The sequence below is a fragment of the Streptococcus sp. DTU_2020_1000888_1_SI_GRL_NUU_041A genome, from assembly GCF_032387735.1.
Taxonomy (GTDB): Bacteria; Bacillota; Bacilli; order Lactobacillales; family Streptococcaceae; genus Streptococcus; species Streptococcus sanguinis.
Map to the genome: position 1 here is coordinate 280615 of NZ_CP135591.1, position 18376 is coordinate 298990.

At 46.4% G+C, this 18376-nt stretch carries 13 protein-coding genes; 12 read left to right on the top strand and 1 reads right to left on the bottom strand.

Translation table 11 applies throughout. The features are described from left to right. The first annotated feature begins 3 nt into the window (after positions 1-3). The 11 genes from RSK81_RS01530 to RSK81_RS01580 all read left to right on the top strand — a co-directional run bounded on the left by RSK81_RS01530 (position 4) and on the right by RSK81_RS01580 (position 13183). On the top strand, positions 4-867 hold the full coding sequence (locus RSK81_RS01530) for an L-ribulose-5-phosphate 3-epimerase (RefSeq protein WP_002916530.1): 864 nt from the start codon (positions 4-6) through the stop codon (positions 865-867). Further along, complete coding sequence (locus RSK81_RS01535) at positions 867-1568, top strand: L-ribulose-5-phosphate 4-epimerase (RefSeq protein ID WP_268681393.1); 702 nt, start codon at positions 867-869, stop codon at positions 1566-1568. Before RSK81_RS01530 ends, RSK81_RS01535 begins: the two co-directional genes overlap by 1 nt. Positions 1569-1742: 174 nt before the next feature. Beyond that, positions 1743-3434: a BglG family transcription antiterminator gene (locus RSK81_RS01540; RefSeq protein WP_268681394.1), complete on the top strand. Its 1692-nt coding sequence runs from the start codon at positions 1743-1745 to the stop codon at positions 3432-3434. Between the two features lie 182 nt (positions 3435-3616). Beyond that, positions 3617-4708 carry an L-ascorbate 6-phosphate lactonase gene (gene ulaG, locus RSK81_RS01545; RefSeq protein WP_061603076.1) on the top strand — a complete coding sequence of 364 codons (1092 nt, stop codon included), beginning with the start codon at positions 3617-3619 and terminating at the stop codon, positions 4706-4708. A gap of 300 nt (positions 4709-5008) precedes the next feature. Then, complete coding sequence (tkt, locus tag RSK81_RS01550; RefSeq protein ID WP_061603077.1) at positions 5009-6985, top strand: transketolase; 1977 nt, start codon at positions 5009-5011, stop codon at positions 6983-6985. 177 nt (positions 6986-7162) lie between these two features. Next, the gene (yajC, locus tag RSK81_RS01555) at positions 7163-7498 is read left to right on the top strand and encodes a preprotein translocase subunit YajC (RefSeq protein WP_002893835.1); all 336 of its coding nucleotides are present in this window, start codon (positions 7163-7165) and stop codon (positions 7496-7498) included. A 242-nt stretch (positions 7499-7740) separates the two neighbouring features. Beyond that, positions 7741-8490: an isoprenyl transferase gene (locus tag RSK81_RS01560; protein WP_002899059.1), complete on the top strand. Its 750-nt coding sequence runs from the start codon at positions 7741-7743 to the stop codon at positions 8488-8490. Between the two features lie 18 nt (positions 8491-8508). Then, positions 8509-9312, top strand: coding sequence for a phosphatidate cytidylyltransferase (locus RSK81_RS01565; RefSeq protein WP_004192411.1), 804 nt, complete (start codon positions 8509-8511; stop codon positions 9310-9312). Positions 9313-9539: 227 nt separating this feature from the next. Beyond that, complete coding sequence (gene rseP, locus RSK81_RS01570) at positions 9540-10796, top strand: RIP metalloprotease RseP (protein WP_268681395.1); 1257 nt, start codon at positions 9540-9542, stop codon at positions 10794-10796. Between the two features lie 65 nt (positions 10797-10861). Continuing rightward, positions 10862-12712 carry a proline--tRNA ligase gene (locus RSK81_RS01575; protein WP_268681396.1) on the top strand — a complete coding sequence of 617 codons (1851 nt, stop codon included), beginning with the start codon at positions 10862-10864 and terminating at the stop codon, positions 12710-12712. 90 nt (positions 12713-12802) lie between these two features. Then, positions 12803-13183: a PH domain-containing protein gene (locus tag RSK81_RS01580; RefSeq protein WP_032916189.1), complete on the top strand. Its 381-nt coding sequence runs from the start codon at positions 12803-12805 to the stop codon at positions 13181-13183. 56 nt (positions 13184-13239) lie between these two features. Here RSK81_RS01580 and RSK81_RS01585 read toward each other — a convergent pair whose 3' ends face one another. Further along, the gene (locus RSK81_RS01585) at positions 13240-13782 is read right to left on the bottom strand and encodes a DUF1307 domain-containing protein (protein ID WP_227969852.1); all 543 of its coding nucleotides are present in this window, start codon (positions 13780-13782) and stop codon (positions 13240-13242) included. A gap of 165 nt (positions 13783-13947) precedes the next feature. Between RSK81_RS01585 and RSK81_RS01590 the strand changes: the two genes are divergently transcribed. Further along, positions 13948-18336, top strand: coding sequence for a PolC-type DNA polymerase III (locus RSK81_RS01590; protein WP_315687198.1), 4389 nt, complete (start codon positions 13948-13950; stop codon positions 18334-18336). Positions 18337-18376: the final 40 nt, after the last annotated feature.

Genomic DNA, 18376 nt, shown 5'->3' on the forward strand with positions numbered 1-18376 from the left:
GCCATGGCACGTCCAATTGGAATTTATGAAAAGGCGACACCCAAGCATTTTTCCTGGCCTGAGCGTTTAGCTTTTGCCAAAGAACTAGGCTTTGACTTTGTCGAAATGTCGGTGGATGAGTCGGACGAACGTCTAGCTCGCCTTTCCTGGTCTAAGGAGCAGAGGCTGGAGTTAGTAAAGGCCATTTATGAAAGCAGCGTCCGCATTCCGACCATATGCTTTAGCGGCCATCGCCGCTACCCGCTGGGCTCCAATGATCCAGAGCTGGAAGCTAAGTCACTGGAAACTATGAAGCAGTGTATCGAGCTAGCTCAGGACTTGGGAGTACGGGTCATTCAGCTAGCAGGCTACGATGTTTATTATGAGGAGAAATCTCCTGAAACTCGTGCTCGTTTCCTGAAAAATCTCCGCCAGGCTTGTGATTGGGCGGAGCAGACTCAGGTCATGCTGGCGATTGAGATTATGGATGATCCCTTTATCAACAGCATTGAGAAATATCTGGCTGTCGCGAAAGAAATCAATTCGCCTTATCTCTTTGTCTATCCGGATACAGGCAATGTCTCTGCCTGGCACAATGACCTTTACAGTGAGTTTCTGCTGGGGCATCAAGCTATTGCAGCCCTGCATTTGAAAGATACCTATGCCGTGACCGAGCAGTCCAAAGGCCAGTTTCGAGATGTGCCTTTTGGCAAGGGTTGCGTTGACTGGGAAGAAATGTTTGCTGTCCTCAAGCAGACCAACTATCAGGGACCATTCCTTATTGAAATGTGGTCTGAAAACTGCGAGACAGTAGAAGAAACCAAAGCAGCCATTCAGGAAGCCAAAGACTTCCTCTATCCACTCATTGAGAAAGCGGGGTTGATGTAATGCTCTTACCAGAATTGAGAAAACGTGTCTATGATGCCAATGTAGCCTTGCCCCAGCACGGTTTGGTCAAATTTACCTGGGGCAATGTCTCTGCAATTGACCGAGAGGTTGGCTACATCGTGATTAAACCTAGCGGAGTCCCTTATGAAAAGCTGTCGCCAGAAAATATGGTAGTTACAGATCTGGACGGCCGGGTTGTAGAAGGAGAGCTCAATCCTTCCTCTGATCTTCCAACCCATGTGGAACTCTATAAGGCCTTCCCTAAGATTGGCGGTGTTGTTCATACGCACTCGACAGAGGCTGTTGGCTGGGCTCAGGCTGGTCGGGATATTCCTTTCTACGGGACGACTCATGCAGACTATTTCTATGGTCCCATTCCAGCAGCTCGTTCTCTGACTGAGGATGAAATCAACCGCGCCTATGAGTTGGAAACAGGCAGTGTGATTATTGAGACCTTCCGCGAGCGCGACATTGACCCAATGGCAGTGCCTGGTGTCACCGTGCGCAACCACGGTCCTTTCACTTGGGGTAAGTCACCGGAAGAAGCAGTTTATCATAGCGTTGTGTTGGAAGAAGTAGCTAAGATGGCGCGCTTTACAGAGCAGATTAATCCACGCGTCGAGCCAGCACCTAAATATCTGATGGACAAGCACTATTTGCGCAAACACGGTCCTAACGCCTATTATGGACAGAAAGGCTAAGCGAAGTTTACTAGAATGACTTTTCCGGCAAGTTGGAGAGAACAGATGCTCTCTCCTTTTGTCATTTGAGCAGTAGGTCGGCTGGGAAGGGATTAGGTTTGGATGTCACGTCTCGTTCATCATATTGTAATATCCTAATGTTATAATGTCCTGTAAATTTTTTAAGGAGGAATCATGATTTTATTGGATAAAACAAGTTGTGAACTCTTGCGCTACCTGATTGGGCTGCAAGAAGCAGCTACTATTATGACTATTTCCCGAGAGCTGGGCCAGTCGCGCAGAAAAGTTTACTATCATTTGGAAAAAATCAATGATGCTCTTGCGGACCATGAAGAAGAGATTGTTAGCCAGCCGCGGGTGGGGATTTTACTGACAGAGCAGCAGAAGAATCTGTGCCGAGAGTTGTTGCTGCATGTGGATACCCACAGCTATATCCTGAGTGCAAATGAGCGCATGCAGCTCGTATCCCTCTATATCTGTACGGCCAAGGAGCGGGTGACCATCGAAAAGCTGATGGATTTGACAGATGTTTCGCGCAATACCGTGCTTAATGACCTAAACGATATCCGCAATCAACTGGCGACGGAGCAGTATCTGGTTAATCTTTACTCTACCAAGGCCAGAGGCTATTATCTGGACTGCCATCCTCTCAATAAAATTCAGTACGTACACTCACTGCTCTATCACATTTTTATTGAGGGCAGTCAAGCTTTCGTAGATGTTTTGGTGAAGAAGTTCAAGGAGCTATTTGATGGAGAGGTGCTCCTGTCTCATCAACTGCAGAGCTTTCTCAGTCAGCAAGTTCCCTTAGTAGAGCAGGACTTGGGCAAGAAAATCAACCGCCATGAAATTGCCTTTATGCTGGAAGTGCTGCCTTATCTGCTGCTCAGCTGTCGCAATATGGAGCTGGAAGCGAAAGAAGAGAACAGTATCTCTCAGGAATTTAGTCTCATTCGCAAGCGGATCGAGTATCGGGTGGCCAAGCTCTTGAGTGAGCGCATGGAGCATGAGCTAGACATTCGACTGAATGATATTGAAATCTCGCTTCTGGCCGTGCTTTTACTGTCTTATCGTAAGGATAAGGATATTCATGCGACTAGTCAGGATTTTGCCCAACTGCAGGAGGCTCTGGAGGCCTTTCTCTGGCGTTTTGAAGCTTCTTCCTATGAGATTGAGAATAGGGATGACTTGCTGCGTAATCTCCTAACCCACTGTAAGGCGCTGCTCTTTCGCAAGACCTACGGCATCATGTCCAAAAATCCGCTCACGCGTCTCATAAAGACCAAGTATGCTGATTTATTTACTTTTACCAAATCCTCTGCTGTGATTCTAGAAGAGGCCTGGTTTGTGACGCTGACAGACGACGATATTGCTTATCTGACTATCCATATCGGAGGCTCTTTGAAAAATAGCCAGGCAGAGCAGCAGGATAATCGGCAAATCTATCTGGTTTGTGATGAAGGAGTGGGACTTTCAAAGCTACTGCTGAAACAATGCCGCTATTACTTGCCTAATGAGCGTTTGGAAGCTGTCTTTACAACTGAGCAGTTCAAAAGTGTCGAAGATGTGCTCACTGCTGACCTGTTAATCACCACCAATGAAGATCTGGAAACAGACCTGCCGGTCATTCAAGTTCATCCGATTTTGGATCACGAGGATATTCTCAATATCAGTCATTTTGTCAAGGCTCAGAGTCCCGAACAAGCCAGCACTTTCAATCATGATTTGGAAAAACTGCTATCATTCTATGTAAAAGATGTCAGCCGCTCACAGGAGTTAAAAGAAAAGATTCAAAAATTAGTCCACGAGAAACTGCTGACTGGCTCTGCTGAGGACACAGAAGACTGGATGAAAAATATTAGCTAGGAAATAGTTCCTAGCTTTTTAGCTGGAAAAAGAGTATTTCCTTAAAAAAGGGATAAGAGCAAGTCTTGCTTCATAGTCCAATCTTGAACACAGACCTGTGTTTTATTTGGTCTTTTTTTATCCCTTGAGGCGGACTATACTAGAAGCATAGAAATCAATCAATTTTTGAGGAGGAATGGACTATGCCAAACGTGAAAGACATTACCAGAGAATCTTGGATTTTGTCAACTTTTCCAGAATGGGGCACTTGGCTCAATGAAGAAATTGAAGAAGAAGTAGTGCCAGAAGGCAATTTTGCCATGTGGTGGCTGGGCAACTGCGGTGTCTGGATTAAGACGCCGGGCGGTGCCAATGTCGTCATGGATCTGTGGTCTAACCGAGGAAAATCAACCAAGAAGGTTAAAGATATGGTCAGAGGCCATCAGATGGCCAATATGGCTGGTGTCCGCAAGCTGCAGCCCAATCTGCGCGTGCAGCCGATGGTTATCGATCCTTTTGCTATCAATGAACTAGATTATTATTTAGTTTCTCATTTCCATAGCGATCACATTGACATCAATACCGCAGCGGCTATTGTCAACAATCCTAACTTGGACCATGTTAAGTTTGTCGGACCTTATGAGTGTGGCGAAATTTGGAAAAAATGGGGTGTGCCTGAAGAACGCATCATGGTAATCAAGCCAGGTGAAAGCTTTGAGTTTAAGGACATCAAGGTGACAGCTGTTGAATCATTTGACCGTACCTGTCTGGTGACTCTGCCAGTCGAAGGTGCTGAAGCTCAAGATGGGGAACTGGCGGGACTGACTGTGACCGATGAAGAAATGGCACGCAAGGCAGTTAACTATGTCTTTGAAACACCAGGCGGAACCATCTATCACGGTGCAGACTCTCACTTCTCTAACTACTTTGCCAAGCACGGTAAGGACTTCCAGATTGATGTAGCTATCAATAACTATGGTGACAATCCTGTCGGTATTCAGGACAAGATGACGTCTATCGACTTACTGCGTATGGCTGAAAACCTGCGGGCCAAGGTCATCATCCCAGTTCACTATGATATCTGGTCCAACTTTATGGCTTCAACCGATGAGATTTTAGCCTTGTGGAAAATGCGCAAAGAGCGTCTCCAATATCAGTTCCATCCATTCATCTGGGAAGTGGGCGGCAAGTATACCTACCCTCTGGACAAAGATAGAATCGAATACCACCATCCTCGTGGCTTTGATGACTGTTTCGAGCAAGAGTCCAATATTCAATTTAAAGCCCTCCTTTAATATTCTTTGAAAATCTTTCAAAACTTGTCAGCTCTTCCTTGCTGTGGTTAAATTCAGTCCTTGGCTAGCTTTCTAGTTTGCTCTTAGATTTTCATTGATTATAAAATGTTTTTTCTACTTGATGAAGCAAAAGTTCAAATGGATAAAGGCTTCAGAAAGTATCCGATGAGATTATCCCTATCTTGCGATATAGGGATAATTTTCTTATAATAGATATGAGACAATTTTTATCGTTTCTACGACCATTGTTTATCCTGTTCTGATGTCAGGACAGATTTTAGTAAAAATAAGGAGAATCCAATGTCACAATTATCAGTTAATGCCATTCGCTTTTTAGGGATTGACGCAATTGAAAAGTCTAAGTCAGGTCACCCTGGCGTAGTCATGGGTGCTGCGCCGATGGCTTACGACTTGTTTACTAAACAACTTCGTATCAATCCAGAAGAGCCAAACTGGATTAACCGCGATCGCTTTGTCCTGTCTGCAGGACATGGCTCTATGTTGCTTTATGCTTTGCTTCATCTGTCTGGCTTTAAAGATGTCAGCATGGAGGAAATCAAAAACTTCCGCCAATGGGGTTCTAAGACACCAGGTCACCCAGAGTTTGGCCACACAGCTGGTGTCGATGCCACTACTGGCCCACTGGGACAGGGTATTTCTACAGCTACTGGATTTGCTCAGGCAGAACGTTTCTTAGCTGCTAAGTATAATCGTGAAGGCTATCCAATTTTCGACCATTACACTTATGTCATCTGTGGTGATGGTGATTTGATGGAGGGGGTTTCAGCTGAAGCTGCTTCTTACGCTGGTCTGCAAAAGCTGGACAAGCTGGTTGTTCTCTATGATTCAAATGATATCAACCTAGATGGAGAGACCAAGGATTCCTTTACAGAAGATGTTCGTGCCCGCTATGAAGCATACGGCTGGCATACTGCTTTAGTCGAAGACGGAACAGACCTTGCAGCGATTGATGCAGCTATCAATGAAGCTAAAGCTTCCGGGAAACCATCTTTGATTGAAGTTAAGACTGTTATCGGTTATGGTTCTCCAAACAAGCAAGGAACGAATGCAGTTCACGGTGCGCCTCTGGGAGCAGAAGAAGCGGAAGCTACTCGTAAAGCCTTGGGATGGGACTATGCGCCATTTGAGATTCCTGAGGAAGTCTATGCAGATTACCGTACAAATGTGGCAGAGCGTGGTGCAGCAGCATACGATGCTTGGAAACAGCTGGTAGAGGACTACAAGCAAGCCCATCCAGAATTGGCAGCAGAAGTAGCAGCTATCATTGCTGGTCAGGATCCAGTAGAAATCAAACCAGAAGATTTCCCAGTGCTTGAAAATGGCTTCTCTCAAGCAACCCGTAATTCCAGTCAGGATGCACTCAATGCAGCAGCTAAGGTGCTTCCAACTTTCCTCGGCGGTTCTGCTGACTTGGCTCATTCCAATATGACCTACATCAAGGAAGACGGCCTGCAAGATGATGCTCACCGTCTCAATCGCAATATCCAATTTGGTGTGCGCGAGTTTGCTATGGGAACAATTCTCAACGGTATGGCGCTTCATGGTGGTCTTCGCGTTTACGGTGGTACCTTCTTCGTCTTCTCAGACTATGTCAAGGCAGCTGTCCGTTTGTCTGCCCTTCAAGGCTTACCAGTGACTTATGTTTTCACGCATGATTCTATTGCAGTTGGTGAAGACGGCCCAACTCACGAACCGATTGAGCATTTGGCTGGTCTGCGTGCCATTCCAAATCTGACTGTTTTCCGCCCAGCAGATGCGCGTGAAACTCAGGCAGCTTGGTACCTGGCCCTTAAGAGTCAATCCACACCGACTGCTCTGGTCTTGACCCGTCAAAATCTGACAGTAGAAGAAGGTACAAACTTTGACAAGGTAGCTAAAGGAGCTTATGTGGTTTACGAAACAGGAGCAGATTTCGATACCATCTTGCTGGCTTCTGGTTCTGAGGTTAATTTGGCTGTTGCAGCTGCTAAAGCACTTGCAGCAGAAGGCGCTAAAATTCGTGTGGTCAGCGTGCCATCAACAGAGCTTTTTGATGCTCAAGATGCAGCATACAAAGAAGAAATTCTGCCAAATGCAGTTCGTCGCCGTGTAGCGATCGAAATGGCAGCTAGCCAGCCTTGGTACAAGTATGTTGGTCTGGACGGTGCAGTTATCGGAATCGACCAGTTCGGTGCCTCTGCGCCAGCAGGCAAGGTGCTGGAAGAATACGGCTTTACAGTTGAACACGTAGCAGAAGTTGTTAAAAATCTTAAATAAGAAGACATAAAATCAGGGTGTTAGTCATCCTGATTTTTGCTTTTTAAAAAATGTGGTTAGGCCAGTCATGCTTTGTCCGACTTGAGACGGACTTTGCCTGAAAAGTCAGAATCGTCTTGTAAAAATAAGGGAAATCTGCTATAGTAGTTCATATATGACATTCGAAGGAGAAAAGATATGAATCCAATTATGCTTATTGTATTTGCGGTTGTACTGGTAGGGATGACTTATTTCCAGATGCGTGCTCAAAAGAAACAGGCTCAGCAGCGTATGGAAAGTCTTAACAAGCTACAAAAGGGTTATGAAGTCATTACCATCGGCGGTTTATACGGAACAGTAGATGAAGTGGACACAGACAAGAAAACAGTTGTTCTGGATGTGGACGGTGTTTACCTGACCTTTGAACTGACAGCTATTAAGACGGTACTGCCATTGACTGAGGGGATTCCTGCTGTTGCTGGTGGTGAAGGAAGCGTTGATGTTCCTGAGGAAGAATCAGCGATTGAAGAGTAAAGAAATAAACAGCTTGCGGGCTGTTTTTTTGTTTTGACTCATACGTTTAGGAGGTGTCTGGTTTCAAGCTTATTGGCCTCGCGGTTTAGACAGGCTGGGTGAGTTTTAACTGAGTTTGGATTTCTCTGGTTGACATTCTGTCTTTATTTTATGCTCTCAGGCTTGAAAAAGCGGATGAATTGCCCACATTCCAAGGATTTATGATATAATGAACTGACAAAACTTTAAATAGGATAAAAAGTATGTTTAGTTTTAAGAAAAAAGAAAAGCTGAACGCACCGCTGAATGTTCCAAAACACATTGCCGTTATTATGGACGGCAACGGTCGTTGGGCCAAAAAAAGGATGCAGCCGCGCGTGTTCGGTCATAAGGCTGGCATGGAAACCCTGCAAAAGGTGACGATTGCTGCCAAGGAAATGGGTGTTCAGGTCTTGACTGTCTATGCCTTTTCAACGGAAAATTGGTCTCGGCCGGAAAAGGAAGTTTCTTTTATTATGAATCTGCCGGTTGAATTTTACGACCGCTATGTGCCGGAGTTGCACAAGAACAATGTTAAGATTCAGATGATTGGTGATACGGCTAAGCTTCCTAAGGCAACATTTGAAGCTTTAGAAAAGGCTGAAAGCCTGACCAAGCTCAATACAGGTTTGATTCTCAATTTTGCCCTGAACTACGGTGGCCGATGTGAGATCAATCAGGCTGTTAAACTGATTGCTCAGGATGTTCTGGATGCCAAACTCAGTCCCGGTGACATTACTGAGGAAGTCATTGGCAACTACCTCTATACCAGCAACTTGCCTAAGATGCTGCGCGATCCGGATCTGGTGATTCGGACCAGTGGAGAGCTACGTCTCAGCAATTTTCTGCCTTGGCAGTCAGCCTACAGTGAGCTGTATTTTACGGACATTCTCTGGCCTGACTTTGATGAGAAGGCTTTGAAGGCTGCAATTGCAGAATACAGCCGTCGGAATCGACGCTTTGGCGGTGTTTAAGGGAGAAAGTAAAAGAGTATGAGTAAAAATTTACAAAAACGTCTAATCTTTGGGGGAATCGCTCTTGCTATTTTTATTCCTCTGGTATTGACAGGAGGAGTCGTCTTTCAGATTTTTGTGGGGCTGCTGGCCATGTTGGCGGTGCATGAATTTCTCCAAATGAAAGGTCTGCCGACAGCGACCATCGAAGGTGTCTTAGCCATGCTGGCAGCCTTTGTCCTAACCCTGCCCCTGGAGAACTATCTGAAGTTTCTGCCTGTGGATGGCAATGTCGTGGCCTATGGCTTGGTCGTCTTTCTTCTGTTGATTTCGACTGTTCTAGGTTCCAACTACACCTTTGAAGATGCGGCCTATCCGATTGCAGCTAGTTTTTATGTCGGTCTTGGCTTCAATGCCTTGATTGATGCCCGCTTGATGAATATTGACAAGGTCCTGCTAGCTCTCTTTATCGTCTGGGCTACTGACAGCGGAGCTTATCTGATTGGGGTGCGTTTCGGTAAAAGAAAGCTGGCGCCGAGAGTTTCTCCTAATAAGACTATTGAAGGAAGCCTGGGCGGCATTCTATCAGCCGTTCTAGTGACTGGGATTTTTATGTTGGTTCGACCGCAAGTGTACGCACCTTATAATGCCTTTGTCTTTTTGATTCTGGCAGTGCTCTTTAGTATTGCCGGCCAGTTGGGTGATTTGGTCGAAAGCTCAGTCAAGCGTCATTTCGGGGTCAAGGATTCTGGTAAATTCATTCCTGGCCACGGCGGTGTTTTGGACCGTTTTGACAGCCTTCTCTTCGTCTTTCCGTTGATGCATTTCTTCGGCTTGTTCTAAGGCAGTCGAGCATGGCTGAAAGCAAGGGATAGTAAGTTTGTCCAACGACCGCACAATCTGAGAAGGAATTGGGATTTGGAGCTCAAAAATTTTGAGAGGAGCTTGTATCCTATTTTCAAGACTGTCAGCTATGCAGGGGCGGGAAGCTCGGTATTTGGCCGTTTTCTGCTCCTTCTTTGATTTAAAAGCAAAAACAAGATTTCTAGGAAAGGTAAATATAGAAGTCCATGCAGTTTATAACCTTTATTATTATTTTTGGGATCATTGTGGTGGTCCATGAGTTCGGACACTTCTACTTTGCAAAGAAGTCCGGCATTTTGGTCAGAGAGTTCGCTATCGGTATGGGACCCAAGATTTTCTCCCATATTGGTAAGGACGGGACGGCCTACACGATTCGGATCTTACCCTTGGGGGGCTATGTGCGCATGGCCGGCTGGGGGGAAGACTCCACTGACATTAAGGTGGGAACACCGGCTAGTCTGACCTTGGATGCAGAGGGCAAGGTGGTTCGTATCAATCTCTCTGGCAAAAAGGTTGACCAGACAGCTCTGCCCATGAATGTGACTGGCTTTGACTTTGAGGAAAAGCTGGAAATCACTGGTCTTGTCCTTGACGAGCTCAAGACTTATGCAGTAGATCATGATGCAACGATTGTTGAAGAAGACGGCACTGAGGTGCGGATTGCACCGCTGGACGTTCAGTATCAAAATGCTAGTATCTGGGGCCGTCTCATCACCAACTTTGCTGGGCCTATGAATAACTTCATCCTGAGTGTGCTGGTATTTATGCTGCTGGCCTTTGTTCAGGGCGGCGTTCGCGATGAAAACAGCAATCATTTCCAAGTTATGGATGGTAGTGCTATAGCAGCTGCTGGGGTTCAAAATAATGACCAAATCCTTAAGATTAATGACTATGAGATTAACAATTGGGCGGATCTAACCAGTGCTCTGGCGAAAATCACAGGCAAGAGCAAGGAAGCGCCGGCCTTGTCTGTTACCTACAAACACGGCAGCGAAACGAAAGAGATTACCGTACAGCCTAAAAAAGAAGGCAATCGTTATCTGCTAGGGGTATCTCCAACGGTCAAGACAGGCTTTTGGGACAAGGTAGTTGGCGGTTTTACTGCAGCTTGGTCTACTACGGTGCGCATTTTGTCAGCTCTGAAAGATATCATCTTCAATTTCAATATCAATAAGCTGGGCGGTCCGGTCGCTATTTACAATTTCAGCAGTCAGGCTGCAGAGCAAGGTTTGCCAGCAGTACTCAGTCTTTTGGCCATGCTGTCACTCAATATCGGTATTTTCAATCTGATTCCTATTCCAGCCTTGGACGGCGGAAAGATTGTCCTCAATATTCTAGAGGCTATCCGCAGAAAACCTCTGAAAAGAGAAACGGAGACCTATATCACTCTGTCTGGAGTGGCTATTATGGTCATCCTGATGATTGCCGTTACCTGGAACGATATTATGAAATTATTCTTCTAAGAGCCCAAAGCTCATAGAGCCATGAAAAAGAAACTATTCAATGAAAGTCAAGGAGTTTTGTTTTTATGAAACAAAGTAAAATGTTAATTCCAACCCTGCGTGAGATGCCTAGCGATGCTCAAGTTATTAGCCACGCTCTGATGCTGCGAGCTGGCTATGTCCGTCAGGTTTCAGCTGGGGTCTATTCTTATCTGCCGCTGGCCAATCGCGTGATTGAAAAAGCAAAAAAAATCATGCGAGAAGAGTTTGACAAGATTGGTGCAGTGGAGATGCTGGCGCCTGCCCTGCTCAGTGCAGACCTCTGGCGCGAGTCTGGCCGTTATGAGACCTATGGTGAAGACCTCTATAAACTGAAAAATCGTGAGAAATCGGACTTTATCCTAGGGCCAACCCATGAGGAAACCTTTACAGCTATCGTCCGTGATTCGGTTAAATCCTATAAACAGCTGCCACTTAATCTCTATCAGATTCAGCCTAAATACCGTGATGAAAAGCGTCCTCGTAACGGGCTCTTGCGGACGCGTGAGTTTATCATGAAAGATGCCTACAGTTTCCACGCTAACTATGACAGCTTGGATGTAGCTTATGATGAATACAAGTCTGCCTATGAGAAAATCTTTACCCGCAGCGAGCTGGATTTCAAAGCCATTATTGGTGATGGTGGTGCTATGGGGGGCAAGGACAGCCAAGAATTCATGGCCATTACGCCGGACCGGACGGATTTGAACCGCTGGGTGGTCTTGGACAAGTCTGTAGCCAGCTTTGATGAAATTCCTGAGGATGTTCAGGAAGCTATTCGGACAGAATTGACCAGCTGGATGGTATCTGGCGAGGATACCATTGCCTACTCCAGTGAGTCTAGCTACGCTGCCAACCTTGAAATGGCGACGGATGAATACAAGCCGGCAGGACGTGTCGTGACTGAGGAAGAAGTAGCCCGTGTCTCAACGCCTGACTGCAAGACCATTGACGAAGTTGCTGCTTTCCTTGGGCTGGATGAAAGCCAGACAATCAAGACCTTGGTTTACATGGCTGACGAAGCTCCTGTCGTAGCACTTTTGGTCGGCAATGACCAGCTTAATGAAGTCAAGCTGAAAAATCATTTAGCGGCGGATTTCTTTGATGTGGCGAGTGAAGATCAAGTTCGTCAGCTTTTGGGAGCAGGTTTTGGCTCACTAGGGCCAGTCAATCTGCCAGAAGGCGTGAGAATCATCGCTGATCGTAAGGTGCAAGACCTGGCTAACGCTGTGGTTGGCGCTAACGAAGATGGTTACCACTTGACCGGTGTCAATCCAGGCCGTGACTTTACCGCTGAGTATGTGGATATCCGTGAAGTTCGTGAAGGTGAGATTTCGCCAGACGGCCAAGGTGTCCTCAAGTTTGCTCGTGGTATTGAGATCGGGCACATCTTTAAGCTGGGAACTCGCTACTCTGACAGCATGAACGCTAATGTCTTGGACGAAAATGGCCGAGCAGTACCGATGATTATGGGTTGTTACGGTATCGGCGTCAGCCGTCTTCTGTCTGCTGTTATGGAGCAGCATGCCCGTCTCTTTGTCAATAAAACTCCTAAGGGTGAATTCCGCTATGCTTGGGGCATCAACTTCCCGAAAGAGCTGGCACCATTTGATGTGCACTTGATTCCGGTCAATGTCAAGGACGAGGAAGCCTTGGCTCTAACTGACCAAATCGAGGCTAGCTTGCTAAGTGCTGGTTATGAGGTCTTGGTGGATGATCGTAATGAGCGAGCTGGTGTTAAGTTCAGCGACAGCGATTTGATTGGTCTCCCAATCCGTGTGACAGTTGGTAAGAAAGCTGCAGAAGGCATTGTCGAAGTCAAGATTAAGGCTACTGGCGATACCATTGAAGTCCACGCCGATAATCTGCTAGAAACCTTGTCTATTTTGACAAAATAAAACAAACTGCCAGTTTTATCTGGCAGTTTTCTTTTGCTTATTGGAGGTGAAAATGCTATAGTAGGGAAAAATAGATTGGAGGACCGATTGATGGGATTATTCGGCGGTTTATTAGGCAATGCCTCTCAGAAAGATATTGAAAAAACAGAAAGACAATTAGAGGATATTCTGACAACAACAGAGAATGTGGAACTGGCTTTTAGCCTCATTCGTGACTTGATTGTCTTTACAGATAAGCGTTTAATCTTGGTCGACAAGCAGGGAATGACTGGCAAAAAGACTTCTTATAAGTCCTTTCCTTATCGCTCTATCAGTCGCTTCTCAGTAGAAACAGCCGGCCATTTCGACTTAGATGCTGAGCTGAAAATCTGGGTTTCCAGCGCTCAAGAGCCAGCAGAAGTCCTGCAATTTACCAGTGACCGCAGCGTCATCGCTATCCAAAAAGCCTTGGCGGAAGCAGTGTTAAGATAGACAGAAAAAGCCTTCTGAGTATTAACAGTAAAGTTAAATCACTCAGAAAGCTTTTTTTATTCTTCTTTGAGTCCTTGTCCCTTCAAATAATCAAAGACAACATCTGGTTTATCTTGGAGTTTCCTGAAGAAAGTTTGACTACTTTCAGAGTCACTTGCTGACTGAATCAGCTGTTCTTGCTCTATTTTGCTGAGGTCAAAGTCAAAAATGGCTATAGCGTTTTTCTTGTCTTCAGAAATTTTAAGATGAATTTTAAGTCCTTTTAGCTTTTCTTGATCTTCAATCATGGGACTTTTCTTAAGATCTTCTCTATAGGATTTCGTTAAATCTTCAACACTCATTTTTTGACTTTCTTCAGGGATGGCCTGGCTGGAAATGAGCTGGAAAGATAGGATCTTGTCTTTAGTATAGAAAAGTTTGACTGAATTAGTATAATATTCATCAATTTTATTAGAAAAAGTTTTCGACTTCACCTTTTCTTCTTTGGCTTTGCTTTGACTCTGATTTTGCTTGGGTTTGTTTTCTTGCTGATTATGATTAGGCATACTGCAAGCGGTCAGGGTCAATAGACAAGCACAGGCTAAGAGAATTTTCTTCACAATTAAGACTCCTTTTGATAAATGTTCTGTTCTATTATATCATAACTTAGTATCAAGAGAATGCATTGACAATTGTGTAGGAGTCGCGCTTTGCCCTACTCTTTTTCTGTCGAAAAAAGTGCTTATTTATGGTAAAATAGGGTCATTACTGTACGAGGAAATATCATGTCAAACAAGTTTGAAATTTTAATGCATCAGCTGGATATGCCACTGGAAATGAGAAATTCAGAGGCCTTTTTGAATGCTGAAATTGAGAAGGTTCTGGTCCACAAGGTCAGTCGGGTCTGGGAGTTTCATTTTTCTTTTGCGAATATTCTGCCCATTGAGATTTTTCGAGAATTGCAGAAACGCCTAGCTCAAGAGTTTTCTAAGACAGGTAATCAAGCTGTTTTTGAAATTCATTGTCAGGCTCCCCGGGTGTCGGATGAGCTCTTGCAGGCTTATTATCAGCTAGCTTTTGAGGAAGGTCCTTGTGCCAGCCATGGTTTTAAGAGCCTGTATCAGGATTTGCGGGTCCATTTGGATGGGGACAAGCTGCTGATTGAGGGGGCTTCAACAATTGATACGGAGCATTTTCGCAAGAATCACCTGCCCAATCTCAGCCAGCAACTGGTCAAGTACGGCTTTCCTCAGCTGACTTGTCAGGTTCAGCACAGCGATGAGCTGACCCAGCAGCAAGCGGAGAATTTCCAAGCGGAGAATGATAAGATTGTCCAGGCGGCCAATGAAGAGGCGCTCAAAGCCATGGAATCCCTGCAGCAGATGGCACCACCGCCAGAGGAAAAGCCAGCCTATGACTTCCAAACTCGCAAGGCTGCGGCTAAGCCAAAGCTGGACAAGGCAGAGATTACCCCTATGATTGAAGTTCAGACTGAAGAAAACCGTCTGGTCTTTGAGGGAATGGTCTTTGATCTGGAGCAGAAAGTTACTCGGACCGGCCGAGTCCTGCTCAATTTCAAAATGACAGACTATACTTCCAGCTTCTCCTTGCAGAAATGGATGAAAAACGAAGAAGAAGCCAAGAAGTTTGACATGATTAAGAAAGGTGCCTGGCTGCGCGTGCGGGGAAATGTGGAGATGAACAATTTCACGCGCGACCTGACGATGAATGTGCAGGATGTACAGGCCGTTACCCACTATGAGCGCAAGGACTTGATGCCTGAGGGGCAGAAGCGGGTCGAGTTTCATGCTCATACCAATATGTCTACAATGGATGCCCTACCTGAGGTCGAGGAAATCGTGGCAACGGCCGCCAAGTGGGGCCATAAGGCTGTCGCCATTACCGACCATGGCAATGTGCAGAGCTTTCCCCATGGCTACAAGGCTGCTAAGAAGGCTGGTATCCAGCTGATTTATGGCATGGAGGCCAATATAGTAGAGGACCGAGTGCCCATCGTCTACAATGAAGTGGACATGGAGCTGAGTGATGCGACCTATGTAGTCTTTGACGTGGAAACGACGGGGCTTTCAGCGGTCTACAATGACTTGATTCAGGTCGCTGCCAGCAAGATGCACAAGGGCAATATCATTGCTGAGTTTGATGAGTTTATCAATCCGGGCCATCCTCTTTCGACCTTTACGACAGATCTAACTGGGATTACAGATGAGCACGTCCGTAATGCCAAACCACTGGAGCAGGTGCTGAAAGAGTTTCAGGAATTTTGCCAGGACAGTGTCCTCGTTGCCCATAATGCTACCTTTGACGTAGGCTTTATGAATGTCAACTATGAGCGGCATGGCCTGCCGAAAATCACTCAGCCAGTTATTGACACGCTGGAATTTGCCCGTAACCTCTATCCAGAGTACAAGCGTCATGGTTTGGGGCCTTTGACCAAGCGTTTCCAGATTGCTCTGGAGCACCACCACATGGCCAACTATGACGCGGAAGCGACGGGCCGCCTCCTCTTTATCTTTATCAAGGATGTGGCTGAAAAGCATGGTGTGACCAATCTCAAGGATTTGAATACGGATCTGGTCGATGAGAATTCCTACAAGAAGGCTCGGGTCAAGCATGCGACCATTTATGTAAAAAATCAGACGGGGCTCAAGAATATTTTCAAGTTAGTCAGTCTGTCCAATACCAAGTATTTCGAAGGTGTCCCTCGGATTCCACGGACCGTGCTAGATGCCCATCGTGAAGGCCTGATTCTGGGCTCAGCCTGTTCAGAAGGCGAAGTCTATGATGCTGTTGTCTCTCAGGGGGTGGATGCGGCTGTCGAAGTAGCCAAGTATTATGACTTTATCGAGGTTATGCCGCCGGCTATCTATGAGCCACTGATTGCCAAGGAGCAAATCAAGGACCAGGAAGAACTGCAGACCATTATTCGCAATCTGATTGAGGTCGGCGATCGCTTGGGCAAGCCTGTCCTTGCGACGGGGAACGTTCACTATATCGAACCGGAAGAAGAGATTTACCGTGAGATTATCGTCCGGAGTCTTGGTCAGGGAGCCATGATTAACCGGACCATCGGTCACGGTGAAAATGCCCAACCGGCTCCGCTTCCTAAAGCTCACTTCCGAACCACCAATGAGATGCTGGACGAATTTGCCTTTCTAGGCGAGGATTTGGCTAAGAAGCTGGTCATTACCAATCCGAATCTGCTGGCGGAGACCTTTGAGCCGGTAGAAGTGGTCAAGGGCGACCTCTATACGCCTTTCATTGACAAGGCTGAGGAGACAGTTGCCGAGCTGACCTATCAAAAGGCTTTTGAGATTTATGGCAATCCGCTGCCAGATATCGTAGACTTGCGGATTGAAAAAGAGCTGACTTCTATCTTGGGGAATGGCTTTGCCGTAATTTACCTGGCTTCGCAGATGCTAGTGCAACGCTCCAATGAGCGGGGCTATCTGGTAGGCTCGCGGGGGTCTGTCGGATCCAGCTTTGTTGCGACCATGATTGGGATTACCGAGGTTAATCCTCTATCGCCCCACTATGTCTGTGGCAAATGCCAATACAGCGAGTTCATTACAGACGGGTCCTATGGTTCTGGCTTTGATATGCCGGATAAGGACTGCCCAGAGTGTGGTCACAAGCTGAGCAAGAATGGTCAGGATATTCCATTTGAGACCTTCCTTGGATTTGACGGGGACAAGGTACCCGATATTGACTTGAACTTCTCTGGAGAGGATCAGCCAAGCGCCCATTTGGATGTGCGGGATATCTTTGGTTCAGAATACGCCTTTCGGGCTGGTACCGTTGGTACCGTTGCGGCTAAGACGGCCTATGGATTTGTCAAGGGCTACGAGCGCGACTACGGGAAGTTCTACCGGGACGCCGAAATTGAGCGTCTGGCGCAGGGAGCTGCCGGAGTCAAGAGGACGACTGGACAACACCCGGGCGGAATCGTTGTTATCCCTAACTACATGGATGTTTATGACTTTACACCGGTCCAATATCCAGCTGATGATGTGACAGCCGAGTGGCAGACCACCCACTTTAACTTCCATGATATCGATGAAAATGTCCTCAAGCTAGACGTTCTGGGACATGATGATCCGACCATGATTCGGAAGCTTCAGGACTTGTCTGGCATTGATCCTAATGACATTCCTATGGATGATGCCGGTGTCATGGCCCTCTTTTCTGGGACAGACATTCTGGGGGTGACTCAGGAGCAAATCGGTACGCCGACTGGTATGCTGGGGATTCCGGAGTTTGGGACCAATTTTGTACGGGGAATGGTTGATGAGACCCATCCGACAACTTTTGCCGAGCTCTTACAGCTATCTGGTCTCTCTCATGGTACGGACGTTTGGCTGGGCAATGCTCAGGACTTAATCAAGCAAGGGATTGCTGACCTGTCTACCGTTATTGGTTGTCGGGACGACATCATGGTTTACCTCATGCACAAGGGCTTGGAGCCTAAGATGGCCTTTACGATCATGGAGCGCGTGCGGAAGGGCCTTTGGCTGAAGATTTCTGAAGAAGAGCGCAACGGCTACATCGCAGCCATGAAGGAAAACAATGTGCCGGAGTGGTACATTGAGTCCTGTGGAAAGATCAAGTACATGTTCCCTAAGGCCCATGCGGCGGCCTATGTTATGATGGCCCTGCGGGTGGCCTACTTCAAGGTGCATCATCCGGTTTATTACTACTGTGCTTATTTCTCCATCCGGGCTAAAGCATTTGATATCAAGACCATGAGTGGCGGACTTGATGCCGTCAAGCGCCGGATGAACGAAATCGCTGAAAAGCGCAAGAACAACGAAGCCTCCAATGTAGAAATTGACCTTTATACGACTCTGGAAATCGTCAATGAAATGCTGGAGCGGGGCTTCAAGTTCGGGAAGCTGGATCTCTACAAGAGCCACGCGACTGAGTTTCTCATCGAAGGGGATACCCTTATCCCACCATTCTCTGCTATGGACGGTCTGGGTGACAACGTTGCCCGCCAAGTGGTCAGAGCAAGGGAAGAAGGTGAATTCCTCTCTAAGACGGAACTCCGCAAACGTGGTGGCCTATCTAGCACCCTAGTCGAAAAAATGGACGACATGGGTATTCTAGGAAATATGCCCGAGGATAACCAGTTGAGTCTGTTTGATGAGTTTTTCTAAAATAATTCAACAAAGTTTAAAGATGGACGAATTTTGTCCA

Bases quoted from the DNA above. Each gene is read 5' to 3' on its own strand.
- RSK81_RS01590 (WP_315687198.1), top strand. From the start codon at position 13,948: ATGTCAAACAAGTTTGAAATTTTAATGCATCAGCTGGATATGCCACTG.
- tkt (WP_061603077.1), top strand. From the start codon at position 5,009: ATGTCACAATTATCAGTTAATGCCATTCGCTTTTTAGGGATTGACGCA.
- ulaG (WP_061603076.1), top strand. From the start codon at position 3,617: ATGCCAAACGTGAAAGACATTACCAGAGAATCTTGGATTTTGTCAACT.
- RSK81_RS01560 (WP_002899059.1), top strand. From the start codon at position 7,741: ATGTTTAGTTTTAAGAAAAAAGAAAAGCTGAACGCACCGCTGAATGTT.
- RSK81_RS01530 (WP_002916530.1), top strand. From the start codon at position 4: ATGGCACGTCCAATTGGAATTTATGAAAAGGCGACACCCAAGCATTTT.
- RSK81_RS01565 (WP_004192411.1), top strand. From the start codon at position 8,509: ATGAGTAAAAATTTACAAAAACGTCTAATCTTTGGGGGAATCGCTCTT.
- RSK81_RS01580 (WP_032916189.1), top strand. From the start codon at position 12,803: ATGGGATTATTCGGCGGTTTATTAGGCAATGCCTCTCAGAAAGATATT.
- RSK81_RS01575 (WP_268681396.1), top strand. From the start codon at position 10,862: ATGAAACAAAGTAAAATGTTAATTCCAACCCTGCGTGAGATGCCTAGC.
- RSK81_RS01535 (WP_268681393.1), top strand. From the start codon at position 867: ATGCTCTTACCAGAATTGAGAAAACGTGTCTATGATGCCAATGTAGCC.
- rseP (WP_268681395.1), top strand. From the start codon at position 9,540: ATGCAGTTTATAACCTTTATTATTATTTTTGGGATCATTGTGGTGGTC.
- yajC (WP_002893835.1), top strand. From the start codon at position 7,163: ATGAATCCAATTATGCTTATTGTATTTGCGGTTGTACTGGTAGGGATG.
- RSK81_RS01540 (WP_268681394.1), top strand. From the start codon at position 1,743: ATGATTTTATTGGATAAAACAAGTTGTGAACTCTTGCGCTACCTGATT.